Origin of the sequence: Auritidibacter sp. NML120636, assembly GCF_003185945.1 — a bacterium.
GTDB lineage: Bacteria > Actinomycetota > Actinomycetes > Actinomycetales > Micrococcaceae > Auritidibacter > Auritidibacter ignavus.
Window position 1 is genome coordinate 92,614 of the sequence record NZ_QHLO01000008.1, and the last position, 17,724, is coordinate 110,337.

The 17,724-nt window shown below is 63.3% G+C and carries 13 protein-coding genes, 1 pseudogene and 1 riboswitch; of the genes and pseudogenes, 10 read left to right on the forward strand and 4 right to left on the reverse strand.

Annotation, left to right across the window (positions count from 1 at the left end):
• Window positions 1–90: 90 nt before the first annotated feature.
• Window positions 91–717: pseudogene (locus DCC25_RS08255) on the forward strand (TetR/AcrR family transcriptional regulator).
• Here DCC25_RS08255 and acs read toward each other — a convergent pair.
• Entirely contained in the window at window positions 714–2,690 is a 1,977-nt protein-coding gene (gene acs, locus DCC25_RS08260) for an acetate--CoA ligase (RefSeq protein WP_370443921.1), read from the reverse strand. The pseudogene DCC25_RS08255 and the gene acs overlap by 4 nt on opposite strands.
• Before the next feature lie 220 nt (window positions 2,691–2,910).
• Window positions 2,911–3,011, reverse strand: a riboswitch (SAM riboswitch).
• Between the two features lie 284 nt (window positions 3,012–3,295).
• On the opposite strand from acs, the gene DCC25_RS08265 reads away from it, so the two are divergent.
• The 9 genes from DCC25_RS08265 (at window position 3,296) to DCC25_RS08305 (ending at window position 14,822) form a co-directional block, all read left to right on the forward strand.
• Entirely contained in the window at window positions 3,296–4,447 is a 1,152-nt protein-coding gene (locus DCC25_RS08265) for a hemin ABC transporter substrate-binding protein (protein ID WP_110101321.1), read from the forward strand.
• A gap of 9 nt (window positions 4,448–4,456) precedes the next feature.
• Complete coding sequence (locus DCC25_RS08270) at window positions 4,457–5,620, forward strand: iron ABC transporter permease (protein WP_110101322.1); 1,164 nt, start codon at window positions 4,457–4,459, stop codon at window positions 5,618–5,620.
• On the forward strand, window positions 5,620–6,525 hold the full coding sequence (locus tag DCC25_RS08275; RefSeq protein WP_110101323.1) for a heme ABC transporter ATP-binding protein: 906 nt from the start codon (window positions 5,620–5,622) through the stop codon (window positions 6,523–6,525). Before DCC25_RS08270 ends, DCC25_RS08275 begins: the two co-directional genes overlap by 1 nt.
• The gene (locus tag DCC25_RS08280) at window positions 6,503–8,059 is read left to right on the forward strand and encodes a hypothetical protein (RefSeq protein ID WP_110101324.1); all 1,557 of its coding nucleotides are present in this window, start codon (window positions 6,503–6,505) and stop codon (window positions 8,057–8,059) included. The genes DCC25_RS08275 and DCC25_RS08280 overlap by 23 nt, the downstream gene beginning before the upstream one ends.
• 3 nt (window positions 8,060–8,062) lie before the next feature.
• Window positions 8,063–9,628 (forward strand): HtaA domain-containing protein, encoded by a 1,566-nt coding sequence (locus DCC25_RS08285; protein WP_110101325.1) that lies wholly within the window; start codon window positions 8,063–8,065, stop codon window positions 9,626–9,628.
• A 77-nt stretch (window positions 9,629–9,705) separates the two neighbouring features.
• Window positions 9,706–11,250, forward strand: coding sequence for an HtaA domain-containing protein (locus DCC25_RS08290; RefSeq protein WP_110101326.1), 1,545 nt, complete (start codon window positions 9,706–9,708; stop codon window positions 11,248–11,250).
• A gap of 103 nt (window positions 11,251–11,353) precedes the next feature.
• On the forward strand, window positions 11,354–12,418 hold the full coding sequence (locus tag DCC25_RS08295; protein ID WP_146206438.1) for a WxL protein peptidoglycan domain-containing protein: 1,065 nt from the start codon (window positions 11,354–11,356) through the stop codon (window positions 12,416–12,418).
• Window positions 12,419–12,430: 12 nt separating this feature from the next.
• Entirely contained in the window at window positions 12,431–13,276 is an 846-nt protein-coding gene (locus DCC25_RS08300; RefSeq protein WP_233487989.1) for a lytic transglycosylase domain-containing protein, read from the forward strand.
• 91 nt (window positions 13,277–13,367) lie between these two features.
• Complete coding sequence (locus DCC25_RS08305; RefSeq protein ID WP_110101328.1) at window positions 13,368–14,822, forward strand: HNH endonuclease signature motif containing protein; 1,455 nt, start codon at window positions 13,368–13,370, stop codon at window positions 14,820–14,822.
• Here the strand turns inward: DCC25_RS08305 and DCC25_RS08310 are convergent.
• The 3 genes from DCC25_RS08310 to DCC25_RS08320 are packed head-to-tail and all read right to left on the reverse strand — an operon-like array spanning window position 14,819 to window position 17,723.
• Window positions 14,819–15,775 (reverse strand): ABC transporter permease, encoded by a 957-nt coding sequence (locus tag DCC25_RS08310; protein ID WP_110101329.1) that lies wholly within the window; start codon window positions 15,773–15,775, stop codon window positions 14,819–14,821. The two genes, DCC25_RS08305 and DCC25_RS08310, sit on opposite strands and share 4 nt — an antisense overlap.
• Window positions 15,775–16,836 carry an aliphatic sulfonate ABC transporter substrate-binding protein gene (locus DCC25_RS08315; protein WP_110101330.1) on the reverse strand — a complete coding sequence of 354 codons (1,062 nt, stop codon included), beginning with the start codon at window positions 16,834–16,836 and terminating at the stop codon, window positions 15,775–15,777. Before DCC25_RS08315 ends, DCC25_RS08310 begins: the two co-directional genes overlap by 1 nt.
• Window positions 16,833–17,723, reverse strand: a complete 891-nt coding sequence (locus tag DCC25_RS08320) for an ABC transporter ATP-binding protein (RefSeq protein ID WP_110101331.1) — start codon at window positions 17,721–17,723, stop codon at window positions 16,833–16,835. The genes DCC25_RS08315 and DCC25_RS08320 overlap by 4 nt, the downstream gene beginning before the upstream one ends.
• Window position 17,724 lies beyond the last annotated feature (1 nt).

Below are 17,724 nucleotides of genomic sequence, written 5' to 3' on the forward strand. Positions count from 1 at the left end.
GCTCGGTCGTGCATAATGTAATTTATATCACGTTTAGCTACCAGGAGGGTACTCATGGACAAAGATGAGGTGGTCACAATTCATCCGCGCATGTTGCCGCTACAACTTCCGCTACATCCCATTGCCCAAGCAGCGCTGAGCTGCTTTGCGGTGAGTGGATATCACGGCACCAGTATTCGCAAGATCGCCCAAACGGCTGGGCTTTCGGTGCCCGGGATCTATCACCATTTCGGCTCAAAACACGAGATTTTGGTCGAGATCTGTAACGTGGCGATGCATGAGCTGATCGATGCGTCACAGCGGGCTGTTGACCATGCTGGTCCAGACCCGCTGGACCGTTATGATGCGCTGGTGGAATGCCTCGTGCAGTTCCACGCCGACTTTGCCGCGGTAGCCTTCGTGTCGTTTACCGAGATTCGTGCGCTGAACGGTGATGCCCGTGACCACCACATTGCCCAGCGCCGTCGCGAACAGGATCTCGTGCGTCGGGTGGTTGATGAGGGCATCGCTGCCGGGGTATTCACCACCTGAGACCCCGGGGATGTGGCCCGAGCCGTGGTCAGCATTTGCCTAGGCATTTCGCGCTGGTACCGCCAAGACGGTCCGCTGAGTTTGGATCAGGTCTGCGCAATTCACGTGCGTATCGCCCGCGCCACCGCCGGATGCATCCAGGCACCGGAAGAATTACCCACCGATCGGCGGTGTGTGAGCGTCTAGCGGGTGGCCAGGACCTCGGCAATACTGGCCACGGCCGGCTCATTTTGCAGACTGGTGGTATCGCCGAGGGTGTCCCCGGTGTAGAGCTGGGTGAGTAGCCGTCGCATGATCTTGCCCGAACGCGTCTTGGGCACATCCGGGACGACCACGATGTCCTTGGGTTTGGCCACCGGGCCGATCGTCTGCGAAACCAGCTCACGTAACTCGGCCACCGCTTCCTCGGCGGCGAATCCGTCCCGCGTGACCACAAAAGCGATCGCAGCGTGACCGGTTTTGGCATCCGGTACCGGGGTGACGCCGGCTTCAACCACCTGCGGGTGTGTCACCAAGGCGGACTCGATCTCGATGGTGGATAACCGGTGACCGGAAATGTTGATCACATCGTCAATCCGGCCCAGAATCCAGGTGTCCCCGTCGGCATCCACCTTCGCCCCGTCACCGGCCACAAACCAGCCACGGGAGTCTTCCGCATCGGCGTAGTCCTTCCAGTACGAGTTAAAGAACCGCGCCGGATTGCCCCACACGGTCCGTGCCATCGCTGGTCCGGGTCGGGTGATCACCACCACGCCCTGCTGACCGGCTGGGGTCGGGTGCCCGTTGTCATCGACCACCGCGGTGTGGACCCCGGGCAACGGCCGGGAGCCACACCCGGGTTTGAACTCGGTGTCATCCTGTCGCGGTGAGAGCACCGTCGCACCGGTTTCGGACTGCCACCAGGTATCGACCATGGGGACCTGGCCACCACCGAGCTGGGTGCGCGCCCACCGCCAGGCCTCAGGGTTGACTGCCTCGCCCACGGTCCCGAGTAGCCGAATACTGCTCAAATCATAGCCGGGCTCCACCCCGTCGGGGTGCCACCCCATCAACGATCGGATCAGCGTCGGGGCGGTGTAATAGCTGGTCACCCCGTAACGCTGGATTACCTCAAAGTGCCGGCCCGGATGTGGCTGGTTGGGCACCCCCTCATAAATCACCTGCGTGACCCCATTCGATAGGGGGCCGTAGAGTTCGTAGGTATGGGCGGTGACCCACGCTAGATCGGCGGTGCACCAATGCACGTCCTGGTCCCGGGTCGCGATATCCGGATTCGAAAAGAGATAGTCATAGGACCACGACGCCTGGGTGAGATAGCCGGCCGAGGTATGCACTAGTCCTTTCGGCTGACCGGTGGTGCCCGAGGTGTACATGATGAACAGCGGGTGCTCGGCGTCAAAAAACTCCGGGGTGTGGGTCGCAGGCTGCCGATCCACGATCTCGTGCCACCACACGTCTCGACCCGGCACCCAGGTGATCTCGTCTTGATGACCGGTGCGGTTGAGCACCAGCACGTGCTCAATGTTGTTTTCCCCGGCTACCGCGGCATCGGACGCGTCTTTGACCGGTACGGCTTTGCCCCGCCGGAACTGCCCATCGGAGGTGACCAGCAACTTCGCCGCGGTATTCTCCACCCGGAACTTCAGGGCTTCGGCCGAAAAACCGCCGAAGACCAGTGAGTGCACCGCCCCAATGCGGGCACACGCCAGTGCGATCACCACGGTCTCGACCAGCACCGGCAGATAGACCACCACGCGATCGCCGGGGCCAATGCCCAGCTCGGTTAGCGCATGGGCGGTCTGAGAGACCTCGGCGAGCAACTGCCGGTAGGTCACCGCCCGCCGATCGCCGGGCTCGCCCTCAAAATACAGGGCCACCTTCTCGCCCAGACCGTTGTCCACGTGCCGATCCAGGCAATTCACCGCCACATTGAGCTTGCCACCGGAAAACCACCGCATCACCGGGCCACGTTCGGCGGCTGGTGAAGGATTGGTCCAGGTGTGTACCGTGTCGAATGGCTCGTGCCAGTCCAACCGTTGGGCGGCAGCCTCCCAGAAGGCGATCCGCGCCCGCTCGTCCACTGGCTGTCCATCGCCGCGACCGCCGTGTAAGAGCTCGGGATCTCGACCGGGATGCACATCCGGATCGGCGGCGTCCACGATCTCGGCGGGCAACGGTCCGGGCACGATGCCTGGCAGTCCGGTCTGCTCCGGGGTGAGTGGCTGGTACTCAGAAGTAAAAAGCTGTGCGGCCAACCCGGCCGGATACCGCTGATCAACCTGGACGGGCTCGGCGATCAGGGACTGAAAGATTTCCCGATCAGAGGGGTGGGACGCGGAACGCTCAGTGGGTGTTGCGGACACGAAAAATCGCACCTTCCTTCCATCGCTTCTGGCATGAGCACCTGCCGAATCGACAATGGAGTCGGTGGTTGCTGCGGCGTTATCGAGCCAGATCTCTGCTACCGCTCTGGATGGTCGTACTGCCCTCTAGTCTAGGTCGTCGATCAAGCGGTCAACACCGAGGTGTCGCAGACCGACATCTTGTGAGATCAGCAATAACACGGACCCGCCGCGAGCCCGCTTGTGGTCGTCGAGAACGCCCCACAAGCTGATATCTGCACTAAAAGTAGGAAAGTCTTAGCAGTCATACATACAGTCGCTATAGTTGCTAAATAAAGATAGGTGAGGCTAAGCTTGCCGTTAGCTTTGAGTATTCACCATCACCCGCCGGATACGATCCCGTCGAGAAGAGGTCACCTACCGTGCAGACCGTCCAACGCGCACCGAGAACATCACGCAGTGGCCAGCGCGCCACACTGGCAGCCCTGCTAGCCACCCTGCTGTTTGTTATCACCGGTTGTGGCGGACAGGCTAGTGGCACCGTTGATGTTGGCCAGGCCCTGGACAACGCCCAGTTCATCGACAACCCCAAGGATTACGAAGGCCCCACCACCGCGCATTTGGCCAATTCGGCGATCGACCCGATCGCCACCAACCCGCAATCCCAGTTGCCGGTTACCGTCACCGACGCCCAAGGCACTCAAGTCACCGTGACCGATACCTCCCGGATTCTGGCGGTGGACCTCTACGGCACCGCCTCCCGGACCGTCTATGAGCTCGGCCTCGGCGATCATGTGGTTGGCCGCGATATCTCTTCGGGTTTTGCCGAGATCGCCGAAAAACCGTTGGTAACCGAAAACGGGCACGATCTCAACGCCGAAGCCATCCTCGAGCTGGCTCCGACCGTGATCATCACCGACACCTCCCTCGGACCCTGGGACGTGATGTTGCAGATGCGCGATGCCGGTATTCCGGTGGTTGCTATCGACTCCAAGCGCGATGTCGACACCGTTGACGAACTCACCATGCAGATCGCCGAAGCCCTGGGCGTACCCGAAGAAGGCCAAAAGCTCGCCGAACGCATCCAGGCCGACACCGAGGAGATGCTGGCAGAAATCCAGCAGTACGTGCCCGAATCCGACGACGAGAAGTTACGCATGATGTTCCTTTACGTCCGTGGCCAGGCCGGGGTCTACTACATCTTCGGGCCCGGCTCCGGCACCGATTCGTTGATCAAAGGTGTCGGTGGGATCGATGTGGCCGATGAGATCGGCTGGGAGGGCATGATGCCGATGACCGACGAAGCGATCGTGGAAGCCCAACCCGATCTAGTGCTGATGATGACCAAGGGGCTCGAATCGGTCGACGGAGTCGACGGGTTAATGACTGCCGTGCCCGCTCTCGCGCACACTCCCGCCGGCAAAAAGCGCCGGATTGTCGACATGTCCGACTACGAAGTGCTCTCCTTTGGCCCCAATACCGCCGGCATCCTCGAGGCGCTCGCCGTGGCCATCTACGCACCCGACCCCGCAGGTACCTCCACCGACGAATCTGGTACCTCCACCGAAGAGTAGAGCCTGCCCATGAAGACCCCGACGACCCCGGCTACTCCGGCAATTCCGCTGTACTTCGCCCCGCATCAGACCGTGGGCGATAACGTCGACACCGGCCTGCTCAACTCCGCTGCCACCCGCACAGTGTTGCAGAGCCAGTCCCACGGACGCGCCCGCTGGCTTTTCGTGGTGCTCACGGCCTTGTTCATCGTCCTGATCCTGGTCTCAGCCGGGATCGGTCAGATGCAGATCGCACCGCTAGAAGTCATCTCCTCGGTGCTTCGCGGGATCGGGATCGACACCGGCATCGAATCCGAGCACACCTACTACGAAGCCGCCCTATGGGATGTGCGCTTCCCGCGGGTGGCACTCGCGGTGATCGTCGGCGCTGGATTGGCCACCGGCGGGGTACTGATGCAGGGCGTGTTCGGCAACCCCCTGGCCGAACCCGGCATCGTCGGGGTCTCCGCCGGTGCGGCTGCCTTCGCCTCGGTGGTTATCGCCCTGGGCCTGAGTGTCTTCGGTGCCTGGACTTTGGTGTGTGGCGCCTTCATCGGCGGGCTACTCGCCACCACCCTGGTGTATCTCACCGCCCGCAAAAACGGTCGGACCGAAGTAGTCACCCTGATCCTCACCGGCGTTGCGGTCAACGCGGTGGCCGGAGCCCTCACCGCGGTGATGACCTTCATCGGCGACACCTCCGCCCGCGAAGAAATCGTCTTCTGGCAACTGGGTTCGCTGAATGGCACGCGCTGGCAAGACGTCTCCGTCGCCGCACCGGTGATGCTGATTGGTATTGGTCTCTGCCTGTTCTACACCCGCCAGCTTGACCTTTTGGCCCTGGGTGAACGCCAGGCCCGCCACCTGGGAGTCGATGTGGAATCGCTACGCCGACAGATCATCATTCTCGTGGCAGTCATCACCTCCGCGGCTGTTGCCTTCTCCGGCATCATTGCCTTCGTGGGCCTGGTGGTACCCCACATCATCCGCATGATCGTCGGCCCTGGCCACCGCGTGCTGCTCCCCGCCTCGATCATCGGGGGAGCGGTGCTCCTGCTGGCAGCCGATTCTGCTGCGCGCACGATCATTCCCTACGCGGATCTACCGATCGGAATTCTGACCGCCCTGGCCGGTGGACCGTTCTTCTTCTACTTGATTCGTCGCACCCGACGTGGCGCCGGGGGGTGGAACTAATGACCCACACTGCTCACGGTGCCCCCATCCGGAACTCCCGGCCCAACCATCGCGCCCCGGTGCTGGTTGCCGACAACGTGTCCGTGACGATCGGGGAGCAGTACCTGATTGACCACCTGGACTTGGAGGTCTACCCCGGTGAAGTCGTCGCACTAGTCGGTCCCAACGGTGCCGGAAAATCGACGTTCTTGGCCACGCTCACTGGCGATACCACCCCGAGCGCCGGCACCGTGACGCTCTACGGAACCGAGCTGTCCGAGCTGCGCCCCGCCCAGATGGCCCGATTGCGCGCGGTGCAACTCCAAGAAAATCGGGTCGCCTTTGCCTTTACTGCCAGTGAGGTCGTGCGATTGGGTCGAGCCGCCTGGGCCGGCACCGGTGAAGAAGCCCGTGACGATGCCGTGGTCTACGAGGTCATGCACGCCACCGAGGTCACCCCACTGGCCCAGCGCGCCTATCCGCAACTGTCTGGAGGCGAGAAAGCTCGCACCACCTTCGCCCGCACCCTGGCCCAAGAGACTCGGATGCTGCTCCTTGACGAGCCCACCGCCGCGATGGATATCCGCCACCAAGAACACGTGCTGCGCCACGTCCGCCAGCGCGCGAACGCCGGAGCAGCCGTGGTGGTGGTCATTCACGATCTGTCGGTGGCCGCAGCCTACGCCGACCGGATCATGATGATCAGCAATGGTCGCCACATCCGCACCGGAACCCCGAAGCAGGTGCTGACCGCACAGCTGATCACCGAGGTCTACGGTCATCCGGTCGATGTGTTGCAACACCCCACCAACGGGGAGCTGATCATCGCCCCGGTCCGTGACCGCCCCCGACGCTCAGCACTATCACCCACACCATCACCTACGACATCTGGAAGTTGCATTCATGAAAACTCATTGTTTCACTGAATCTCGCACGCTGGCCCACGCTGGGCGTACCGTGCGTACTAGCCTGCCGGCTCACCTGCTGGCGGGCCTGCTCGCTGTGGTCATCGCTGTGGCCTGCCTGGCTGGAGTCATCGGCCACCAGCTACTGACAGCCTCCAGTGCCTCTGCCGCCCCGCAGGTGGCGATCTCCGGACTGGACGGCCAAGCCAAGGTGCGCGCTAGTGGCATCACCGATATCACCGTCAGTGGCCGGGGCTTCCAGTCACTGCAGGGCGGGTTCGGCGGCATCTACGTGGCCTTCGGCTGGGTGGATGATCCCCGCGGTGGTTCGTGGAAACCCTCTCAGGGTGGAAAGACCGGCGTGAACTACATGTACGTCCCCGATACCGAGGCCAAGGATAATAACGGCTACCTGCGCTTTGTGACCTTCCCCGGCTCATCCACCGCTTCGGCCGCTAACGGCGGAACCCTGGCCGCCGACGGGACGTGGAAGCTCACCATGCGTACCCCGGGCGCGAAGTTCAACGCCGTGGACCGTCAGGGCAACCAAAAAACCGTGGACTGCACCAAAGTCACCTGTGGGATCATCACCATCGGCGCCCACGGCGTGCACAACCCGTCCAATGAATCCTTCACTCCGGTCGAGATCGTCGGTGCTGCCGGCGACACCGTCTCGGTGAGTGTCGATGACTCCGCTGCAGCCGCCAACCGCAGTGCTGCGGGTCACCACACTGGCGGTGGCGGCCAGGCCGGAACCGTGGAGAACCCTCAGCAGGCCGCCGTCGATGCGGCTGCGGCTGATCTGGCCAACGGACAGCCAGCTGAACAGGATGAGGCCGGCGACTCCGCCGGCGCTGTAGACGCCGGACAGGCAGAAGAACTGACCGACAACACCGCTGAGGCCAACGCCGCCTTTGCCACCGTCGGGCTACAACAAGAGGCCATCCAGGCCGGTCACGTGCTGGGCTTCACCGGGCAAGGTTTCCAACCGGGCGAGCAAGTGGTCGTCACCCTGGGCGATGGTTCTTCTGGAGCCGGCCCGTTGACCGCCGGTGCAACAGGAGAAGTAGCCGGAGCGATCCCGATCCCCGACGATGCCAGTCCGGGCACCCACACGCTACGACTCACCGGCGCCTCCTCGGAACAAACCGTTGAAGCCCAATTCACGGTCGCGGCCAACGCCACCGCGACCTCGGCCGAGAACTCCAGCTGGTGGTCCCCGGCCTTCATCACGGTCTTGTGTCTGGCCGCGGCCATCCTGATCTTTGTCATCGTCTGCGTCATCGTCTCGCTCCTCAAGCGTCGCCGGGCCCGAGCAACTGTCTCCGAGCAGCCTGACCAGTCTGACCCATACGACGAATACGACCAGCAGGACGATGTCGATCCAGAACCCGAACTGGAGGAATATGATGACGCCACCCAGATGACCGAGGAGATCTCGGCCAGCCACGACCCTTACGCCACCGTGCCAGCCGCCTCGCCAGCAACGGCACCGGCTGAGCGTCTCTCGGGCGGTGGACGCCACCGCCACCTCAGCTCCTCGGACCGGTGGTGAGCCATGGCTAACACCACCCCAACCCGGCAAGCCACTCGGCGCTGTCTGCGCAGACTCGGTGCACCACGACGCGCGTCGGCAGTGACTGCATTGTTGACGGCACTGCTGTTGGTCCTAACCGCATTGCTCAGCGTCCCGCTGGCCGCCAGCCCCGCCATCGCCTCACTCGATGACTCATCGGACGCCCAGGGGTCCTCACGTCGCCAGGTCGATATCGGCGTCGAGATTCCCGAGGGCCTCAACGCCCGGGTCACTCCCGACCAACAAGGCAATTTCACCATCGACAACGCCCAGTTCCGGTGGGGGATCAACGTCGAATCCAACGCCGGGGCCTTCTTCGGCGGCTGCAATTGGCTGCAAGCCGGAAAGGCCGGCAACTGGGGCCGGTCCGAGGTCTGGAGCAACGACAGGTTGTTCAAGGTCAAAGAGGGCAATGTCCGGATCGAAAAACGGCTCGGCGCCACACAGTGGACCACCCCCACCTGGCAGAACAAATGCCAGGATCTCACCGGTTCGACACCCCGCACGGTGCTGACCAACCCCGCAGAAACCGGCACCCAGGCCGAAGTCGTGATCGATGGCGGTCAAGGCCACTACGATGCCACCACCGATACTCTCCGGATCAAGTGGAAGGGGAGCTTTACGGTGGTGTTCTACGGCGGGATGACCTACTGGTGGGCCACCGACCCGGTGCTAGAGCTCACCAACGGCAAAGGCACGCTCACCGCGGACCTGGGTGGGTACGGCGCGGACATGTACGACCTGTCCAAATGGACGGTGCTGGAAACCCACAAAAAGGTGCCCATGGCCACCATCAACTCCGTGTCAATGAAAACCGACCCACAGACCAAACAACTCAACGGGTTGACCACCACCCCTCGCTACCGCGGGGTGAAAGTTGATGTTGCCGCGGTGGGTCCCTCCAACCCGCAAAACCGCAACGAACCCAACTGGGGTTCTTTCCCCCAACAGTTCGTGGACTTCCAGGTCCTGACCGGTCAAGCCGGTTACTGGTACACCACCGGTGGGCTGCGTGACCCGGCCAAACCCCCGACCCCGATCACTGTCTCCTTCGACGCCACCCGCCCGATCTCGTCCGGCAGCGCCACCGAGGTCCCCCCACAGCTGACGGAACCCAGTGAGGCGACCCAGCCGCCCGCGCCCCAGGCGCCGTTGCAGACCGTCAGGAACCCGGCCGGTAGCGCTCGGGTCCCCTCAGCCGGCTGGGCCTCTCCCACCGGGCCCTCGACCACGGCGAGTTATGAGCCGCTGGATCTGAGCTCTTTGCTAGCAGCCATGGGCCACCCGGCCGCGCCAGAAGCCACTGGACTCGCCGATGCCAACGCGGCCGCTCAAGCCGCCGAGGAAGCCAAAACCTCCTACGGGCAGCCCGTAGCCGCCCAAGACATTGACTGGCTGGGAGGCAACTTGATCCCCGACGACATCGCCCAATTCATGCAGGATCACCGCGAAGCGTTCCTGTGGGCGCTGGCCGGACTGCTGGTGATCGGCGCCGGCACCGGTCTCGCCTTCTGGCGCGGCTGGCTCGTACTGCCCTGGAAAAACTGACCCCGCCACCACCACAGTCCCCTTTCCTGCCAACCCTTCAACCGATCAATCCATCAACTCACCACGCAAGGAGAGACATGCAGAACAAGATCACACGCCTGTTGGGCGGTGTCGCCGGTATCGCGCTACTGGCCGGTGGCCTGACCGCCACCGAAGCCAACGCCGATCAGAACCTCCCGGTCAGCGACGTGCAGTTTAGCTGGGCCGTCAACGAAGAAGCCGGTGGCGGTGCCTTCTTCGGTGGCGCCAACTGGCTGGTGGCCGGCGAGGTCGGCAATGTGCACGGCGATCAGAACCGCGGTGCCACCGTCTGGGATGAACAGAAGGACGCCAAGTACTTCACGAATCGCGACGGCAACGTCACCATCACCCGCCCGGATGCCCAGGGAAACCAGGTGCCCGCCACCTGGGCGGCCCGGAATTTTGAATCCATCACCGCCGATGGCAAGCCTTCTGGCGCCCGATTGAAAACGGCGCCGGGCTCCTCTTCCTGGAATCAGGCTAATATTGCCGCCGGTTCCGGCACCGTTGATCCCGAAGGCGAGAACGCCGAGATCTCCTGGGACGGTTCCTTCACCACCGTGTTCTACGGCGGGATGACCTACTGGAGCATCAACGATCCGAAGCTGACCGTCACCAACGGCAAGGGCGAACTGACCGCGACCCTGACCGGTTACGGCGCTGATATGTACGACCTGTCCAAGTGGGTCAAGCTCGATCCGATGCACAACGCCACCGTGGCCACCTTCTCCGATGTCGACGTGACCGAGACCGGGATCGAGATCAAGCCCGATTACCTGGGCGTTGCGGTTGAGGTTGAAGCCAACGGCCCCTCCAACCCGCAGAAGCGGGAGGGCAAACACTGGGGTTCCTTCCCCCAGGATACAGTGGACTTCAACGTCGGCACTGGCCAGGCCGGGTACTGGTACTCCACCGGCGGCCAGGTCGACCCCAAGAAACCGGCCGCCCCGATCTCGGTGTCCTACCCCAAGGTGAAAGCCCCGGCCCAGCCGACCCCCGAGCATGAAGATTGCACCACCGCCGGGGCAGCTGACGGTGAGAACACCGAATGTGTCGATACCGATGTGACCATCCCCGATGCTGATCAGAACCAACCTGGCCCTGGCAACCCCGGCGGACCCGATGAAGGTCCCGGCGATGGTGACGGTGATGACACCCCCACCGGCGCGTTCAAGTTGACCATCGAGAAGAACCAGACCTCCCTGGGCCAGGGTGAAGTGGATCAGGCTGGTGGGGTGGTGGCCTCCGGTCGCCTGCCCGAGGCCACCGTGCTCGATACCCGCTCGAACTCTCAGGGCTGGAACGTGACCGGACAGGCCTCGGCCTTCCAGAACGCCGCGGGAACTGAATCCTTCGGCGCAGCCGCCCTGGGCTGGGTGCCGCGGGTGACCCAAACCGGTCAGACAGCACGAGCCGGTGCCGAGGTGAAGCCCAATGTGGAGAACGGTTTGGCCGCCAACCGCACGCTGGCTACCGCCACCGGCGCTACCGGTGAAAAGACCACCCTGGGTGCGGAACTGAACCTTAACGTGTTGCAACAGAATATCCCCTCCGGTGGGAACTACCGCTCGGTGCTGACCGTGACCGCCATCGCGAAGTAGCCCAGCAGAGTATTACACCACCCGACAGCCTCGGTGAGGTGTTGTGCCCCACGGGGTCGCACCTCACCGAGGCCTCGGATCCTTTTTCACCACCCGGAGCACCATGACCACCCGCCTGACTGTCCCCGCAGCCGTGATCACCACCCTGTTATCAGCCCTGCTGTGCTTGATCCCGTACACCCCCACCGTTGCCACCGCTGCCACGCCTGAAACCCCTGCCTCGGCTAAGCTCCCTGCTACCGACCAGAGCCTTTCCCCGGATCAGACCGAGACCTGGGGGATCGCCCCGGCAGATAACGACTACGGCACCGGCCGTAGCTCGTTTGCCTACCAGGTCTCTGCCGGTGAGACCATTGAAGACCAGATGGTCGTGGTCAATTACGGCGCCGAAGAGCTCACCCTCAACACCACCATCGCCGATGCCGAAACCTCCGTGGATGGCACACTGTCCCTGAAAGAACCCGGCCAAGAGCCCACCGGCCTGGAACTCTGGGGCACCGTGGAGACCGAGTCCATCACCGTCGCCCCCGGCGAATCCAAGACCGTGGCCTTCACGATCGAGGTCCCCGCTGATGCCACACCCGGAGACCACCTGGGCGGAGTGGTCACCTCCCGGCTCTCGGAAGGCGACGGCCAGGTCGCAGTCAACCACCGGCTGGCCTCCCAAATCAGGATCACCGTCGACGGCGAGGTCATCCCGGCGCTGGAGATCAACGAGATTAGCATTGTCGACGCCCCGGTGGCCTGGATACCCTTCGCACCTGTGGAAGCCACTGTGCGGTATGAAGTCACCAATACCGGCAATGCGCTCACCCGGATCAACCCCGACAACTCGGTCTGGCTGGGCGCCGTCCATGAATCCGATGCCACCGATCAAGACTCCAGTACCGTGCTGGAACTAATGCCCTCTGGCACCGGGATCGTGGAAGAACGAGCCACCATCTGGCCGATCGGCTACCATCACGCCACCGTCAAGCTCACCCCAGAAGCCGTCTCAGGTGCCCTGGGCGAACCCGTTGAAGCCAACGGATCCGGGATCATCATCCCGTGGGGTACCCTGGTGGTGCTTCTCGTCGTGAGCGGAGGGATTATTGCCTACGTGGTGACCACCCGCCGACGCCACACCCAGCAAGCCGATCCAGCCAAGCCTCAGTCACCCCGCCAGTAAGGACTCCACCGTATGGCCTCTTCCCAGCGTTCAACCACCGTGCGGGATCTGCTCTTCGGATCCCTCGCGGTGCTGATTCTGCTGATCATCGTGGCCTTCGGAATCCTGGCTTTCCGCCCCGATTGGGCCACGAAACTCGGCATCGGCCCCACCACCGGCCAGGATCGGGTCGCGGAGATGACCGACGCTGACAAAGCCCAGGCTTCGGCAACCATCGCCCCGATGGCCGCCGTCGATGCCCCGGGTGCCGAGTCCACCGCTCGCGATGCGACTCAGACACCAGACAAGATTGACCCCGACTGGCTACACGCCGTCTCCGAGGCCACCGGGATCCCGCCCCGGGCCCTGTCGGCCTATGCCAGCGCCGATCGACGGGTCCGCGAGGAACAACAGTGCGCGGTCGGCTGGAACACCCTGGCCGGCATTGGCTGGATCGAGTCCCAGCACGGCACCCTGCAGGGTGGCTCGGTGGCCGACGATGGCCGCGTCACCCCCAAGATCTACGGCGTCCCCCTGGACGGCACTGGCCATACCGCTCACGTCCCCGACACCGACGGGGGAGAACTCGATCAAAACGAGGTGTACGATCGCGCTGTCGGCCCGATGCAGTTCATCCCCGAGACCTGGGCCCGTTGGGGTGCGGACGGTTCGGGCGACGGCGTGGCCGACCCTCATCAGATCGATGATGCCGCCTATACCGCCGCCCGCTATCTGTGTCACTCTCGCGCCGGGCTCGAAGGCTCTCAAGAGTGGATCGCAGCGATCCGGTCCTACAACAATTCGGTGCACTACCAAGCCGACGTGGCCGCCACCGCCGAACGGTACAGGGTAGCAGCCGCCGAGATCACCGCCAGCTAGTTCTCCACACACGTGGGACACTCGCCGGCTTTCTCCACCGTTGCCGCGCTACGGCTACCCTGGCTGGCAACGATCTCCTACCGTCATCGGTATGACAGCTCAGTTCCCTCCACCAACCCAGCCGGCTCATCCAGTCCAGCCGGATCACTCGGCACCTGCGGATCAGGATACCGTCACGCCCGCCGCTGAGTTGCTCGATGCCTTCCACAACACGGGCGATCAACTCCGCGACCAGCTCGTCACCCTGTCGCTGACCGACCAGGCTGATGCCATTGATTTGCTGGCTGCTGCCGAAGATCTCACCCGCACTCTGGACGGGATCAAAGCCACACTCACCGCCCAGCTGTCCACCCTGCGTATCGAGGCCGAAACCGCCGACAACATCCCGGCCTTACGCCGTGGCTCCGGGCTCGGCGCCGAAATTGCGCTCGCGCGTCGCGTGGACCACCGTACCGGAGCCAAGCTACTGCGTGCCGCCCGGACGCTCGCTGACTCGTTGCCCCAGGCGCTGGCCTCGATGACCAACGGGGGACTGTCAGAAGCCGCCGCCCTGACCTTGGTCCGTGACACCCAAGGAGTCGATGCTGACCACCGTCGCACCATCGATCAGCACCTGGCCGGCGACTACGCGACGCTGACCCCAGCCGAATTGGGACAGCGCGCTCAAGCCCATGCCCAGCGCCTCGATCCCGAGACCATGGATCGCCAGGCCTCCACCAACCGCACCAAACGCAATGTGAAAACTGGCCCCGCTGGTCCGGGGATGGGAACGCTCAACGCTTATCTTCCCGCCGAACAAGCCGCCGCCTGCCACGCCACGCTCCAACGCGACGCCCGCCGGATGATCCGTACCGGCGAGGACACCCGCAGCGAAGAACAACTTATCGCCGACCTGCTGGTCGAACGTCTCACCGGCCAATCCTCCGCCCCGGCCATCCCCGTCCAGGTCAAACTCGTGATGACCGACCGTACGCTCTTTGGCACCGATGACACCGTGGCCCGTATCCCCGGGGTCGGCACTCTGCCGGCCTACATCGCTCGGCAGTGGGTTGCGAACCCGGAGGCCAACGTCCTGCTCAACCGGTTGTTTACCGCCCCTCAGACCGGCCATTTGGTCGCGATGGAATCCTCCGCCCGACTCTTTCCTCCCGGGCTGAAAGAACTCATTCGCCTGCGCGACGATCTCTGCCGCACCCCGGGTTGCGAGAACCCCATCCACGAACTCGATCACGCCACACGCTTTGCCGACGGTGGCCCGACCTCCTTCGCCAACGGCCAGGGACTGTGTCGGGTGTGCAATCAGACCAAAGAAAAGAAACACTGGAAACACCACTCCACCGTCGCCGACATGACCGTCGAAACCCCGACGGGCCACCGTTACCGACGCCCTACCCCGCCAGTGCTACCCGGCCTCGACCTCTCCGATCCCGATCCGCCAGCTCCCGATCCGCCAGCTCCCGATACCCTGATCCCGCTGGAGGCGATCGAACATGGACCGGATGACGTCCCGGACCCTTTTAGCACCGACGGCCCGCCACCGTTCTAGGCCCACCGCTTGATGGCCCACTTCTCCAACAGACCCAGTAACGCATCGGTGATTTTGCCAATCACCGCCAGCAGAATGATCGCCAGAATCAGTCGGTCGGTCCGACCGTTGTTCTGCGAATCCGTGAGCAAGAAGCCTAGCCCCATCGAGGAGGCAATCAGCTCGGCAGCCACGACGAACAGCCACACCTGTGCCAAGGCAAGGCGTAGCCCGGAAAAGATCGACGGCACCACGGCCGGCAACTGGACGGTGCCTAAGAGTCGTAACCCGTGATAGCCGAAGGCTCTGCCGGCCTCCACCAGCTGTGGGTTCACGTGTTTCAGAGCCGAAAACACCGTGGTGAACACTGGAAAGAATGCCCCAATGGCGATCAGCGTGACCTTGGAATTCTCCCCGATCTGCAACCACAGGATCAACAGGGGAACCCACGCCAGTGACGGCACCGCCCGGATCGCGCCCAGGATCGGGGACAGCATCGCCTCAGCCCATCGGTTTAGACCCAGCACGGCCCCGAGTACCAGCCCCAATGCGGCACCGATGCCGAAACCAAGGAGCACCCGCTGCAACGAGATCAGGATGTGAAACCCGAGATCGCCACGTTCTGCCAGCACCACACCGGCATCGATGACCTGGAACGGAGAAGGCAACTGTACCGGGTTGAAGACCTCGGCGGCGGTGACACCCCACCACACCAGCAACAGCCCGACGGGCACGATCAGCCCGAGCACAAACCGCCCCGCGGTGGTGCCCAACCACCAAGAGCGCCCGCCTCGTTGATCCCATGGCTTTTCTGCGTGACCCGACCGAACCCTGGCCGCCGCTCCCGAGCGGTCAACGCTGAGGGTCTGATCAGCCTGACCAGCTGTTTCAGGGATGCCGGCGCTACCAGGACGACCGGAGGCCGATGCTGACGATGTTGATGTCGTGACAGTTTTTGTGCTGTGAGTGCTCATCAGTGATCAGTGCTCTTCTCGGTGGGTGCAGTCTCCCCGGTGTGCTGGTGCTTGCCAGCATGCTGCGCCTGCTCGGCAAACCGGGGCTCAAAAATCTCGTCCAAAGCGGTCTGAATATGTTCGGGCCGATCAACATCTGCGGTTCCGACGAAGATGGGGCCGATGGTGCGCAACACCGACAGCTGATCCTGACCAGGCACCGGTGAAATATCCAGGTTCGAACGTTCAAAGATCACCGTTTCGGCCACCTCGATCTCGATGCCGGCCTCCTCGGCCAGAATTTCCGCGGTTTCCTGGGGATGCTTCAGGGCCCACTGTCGGGCCCGCTCATAGGTATCGACCACCAGTTGCGCCCGGTCAGGATGGTCCTGAACAAACTCCTCGGTGGCGTTGAGGAAGTTGTAGGTGTTCAGCTCGACGTCCCGATACATCAGCTGTGCCCCCTCGGCTTCGGCCCCAGCCATGATCGGATCCAACCCGGCCCAGGCATCCACCGACCCTTGCTCCATGGCCTGCCGGCCATCGGCGTGTTGCAGATTCTGGATTTCCACGCTTGCTGGGTCCACGCCGTGCTCTTGCAGAGCTTGAATCAAGAAGAAGAACGGATCGGTGCCACGGGTGGCTGCCACGGTGCCCCCGGCAAGGTCTGCTACCGAGCTGATGTCGGCATCCGCTGCAGTCACCAGCGCCGACCATTCCGGTTGATTGGTGATGGCAATGGTCTTGACCGGAGCCCCATTGGCACGGTTGAGCAAAGAGGCCGATCCCGCAGCCGACCCGATATCGATGGCTTCGGCTCGTAGGTTCTCGTTGGCCTTATTCGAACCGGCTGAATAGACCCATTCCACTGAGATCCCCTGATCGGTCAGTTCATCTTCGAGCCAGCCCTGATCTTTGATGATCAAGCTCAGCGGAGAATACGTTGCGTAGTCCAGGGTCAGCGTGTCGTCAGGATTATCGATGGACCCCGATCCTTCACCGACCAGACAGCCGGACAGGGTCACCGACAGCGCAAGAACGCTTGCAGTGGCCACACCACCGCGGAGAAACTGGAATGTCATCGTCCTGCCCCCGCTGTGTCGGTGGTGGCGGTCGATTCGGTCACGCCCAGCCCTTCGTACAGATGCCGGGCGAGGTCGACGAGTTCTGGGGTGGAGAGATCCCGTGGCCGGGCACCGGGAACCTGGCAGATCTCCTGCACTGTCGCTCCGGGCTGCCCAGACTGGTCCGAGCCCAGCAACATGATGTGATCGGATAAGTGTAGGGCCTCATCCACGTCGTGGGTGACCAATAAGATCGTGGTGTTGGTGGCAGCATGCACATCCAGTAATAGCTGTTGCATTTTGATCCTGGTCAGCGCGTCCAAGGCGCCAAAAGGCTCGTCCAGTAGTAGCACTTCCGGGCTCCGTGCCAGCGCCCGGGCCAGGGAAGCGCGCTGGGCCATACCTCCGGAAATTTCTCGAGGCCGGTGCTTGGCCACCTGCCCGAGCCCGACCAGCTCAAGGAGTTCGGCCACGCGCTCGCGACCGGCCCGCCGACCGGTGCCACGGGGTAGCCCGAGCGCTACATTGGCGGCAATGCTACGCCACGGCAACAGTCGGGGCTCTTGGAATCCGACACCGGTTCGGGGGTCATAGGCTACTACCGTGTCGCCACCGATCAGCACATGCCCGGTGTTTTCGGTATCCAGGCCCCCCACGGTGCGAAGCAACGTGGATTTTCCCGATCCGGAGGCTCCGATGATCGATAAGATCTCCCCGGGAGCAACCGTGAACGACATATCGCGCAGAATGGTGCGTGTCCCGGTGTCGGTGGTAAAGCTACGCCCGACGTGGTCGAAGGTGACCGATAGTTGTGAACCGGACGCGAGTTGACCGGAGGTACTGGAAAGGGGTTGACCGGAGGCGCCGGCGCCGGGGGTGGACGAAGCAACAGAAGGCACGTACATC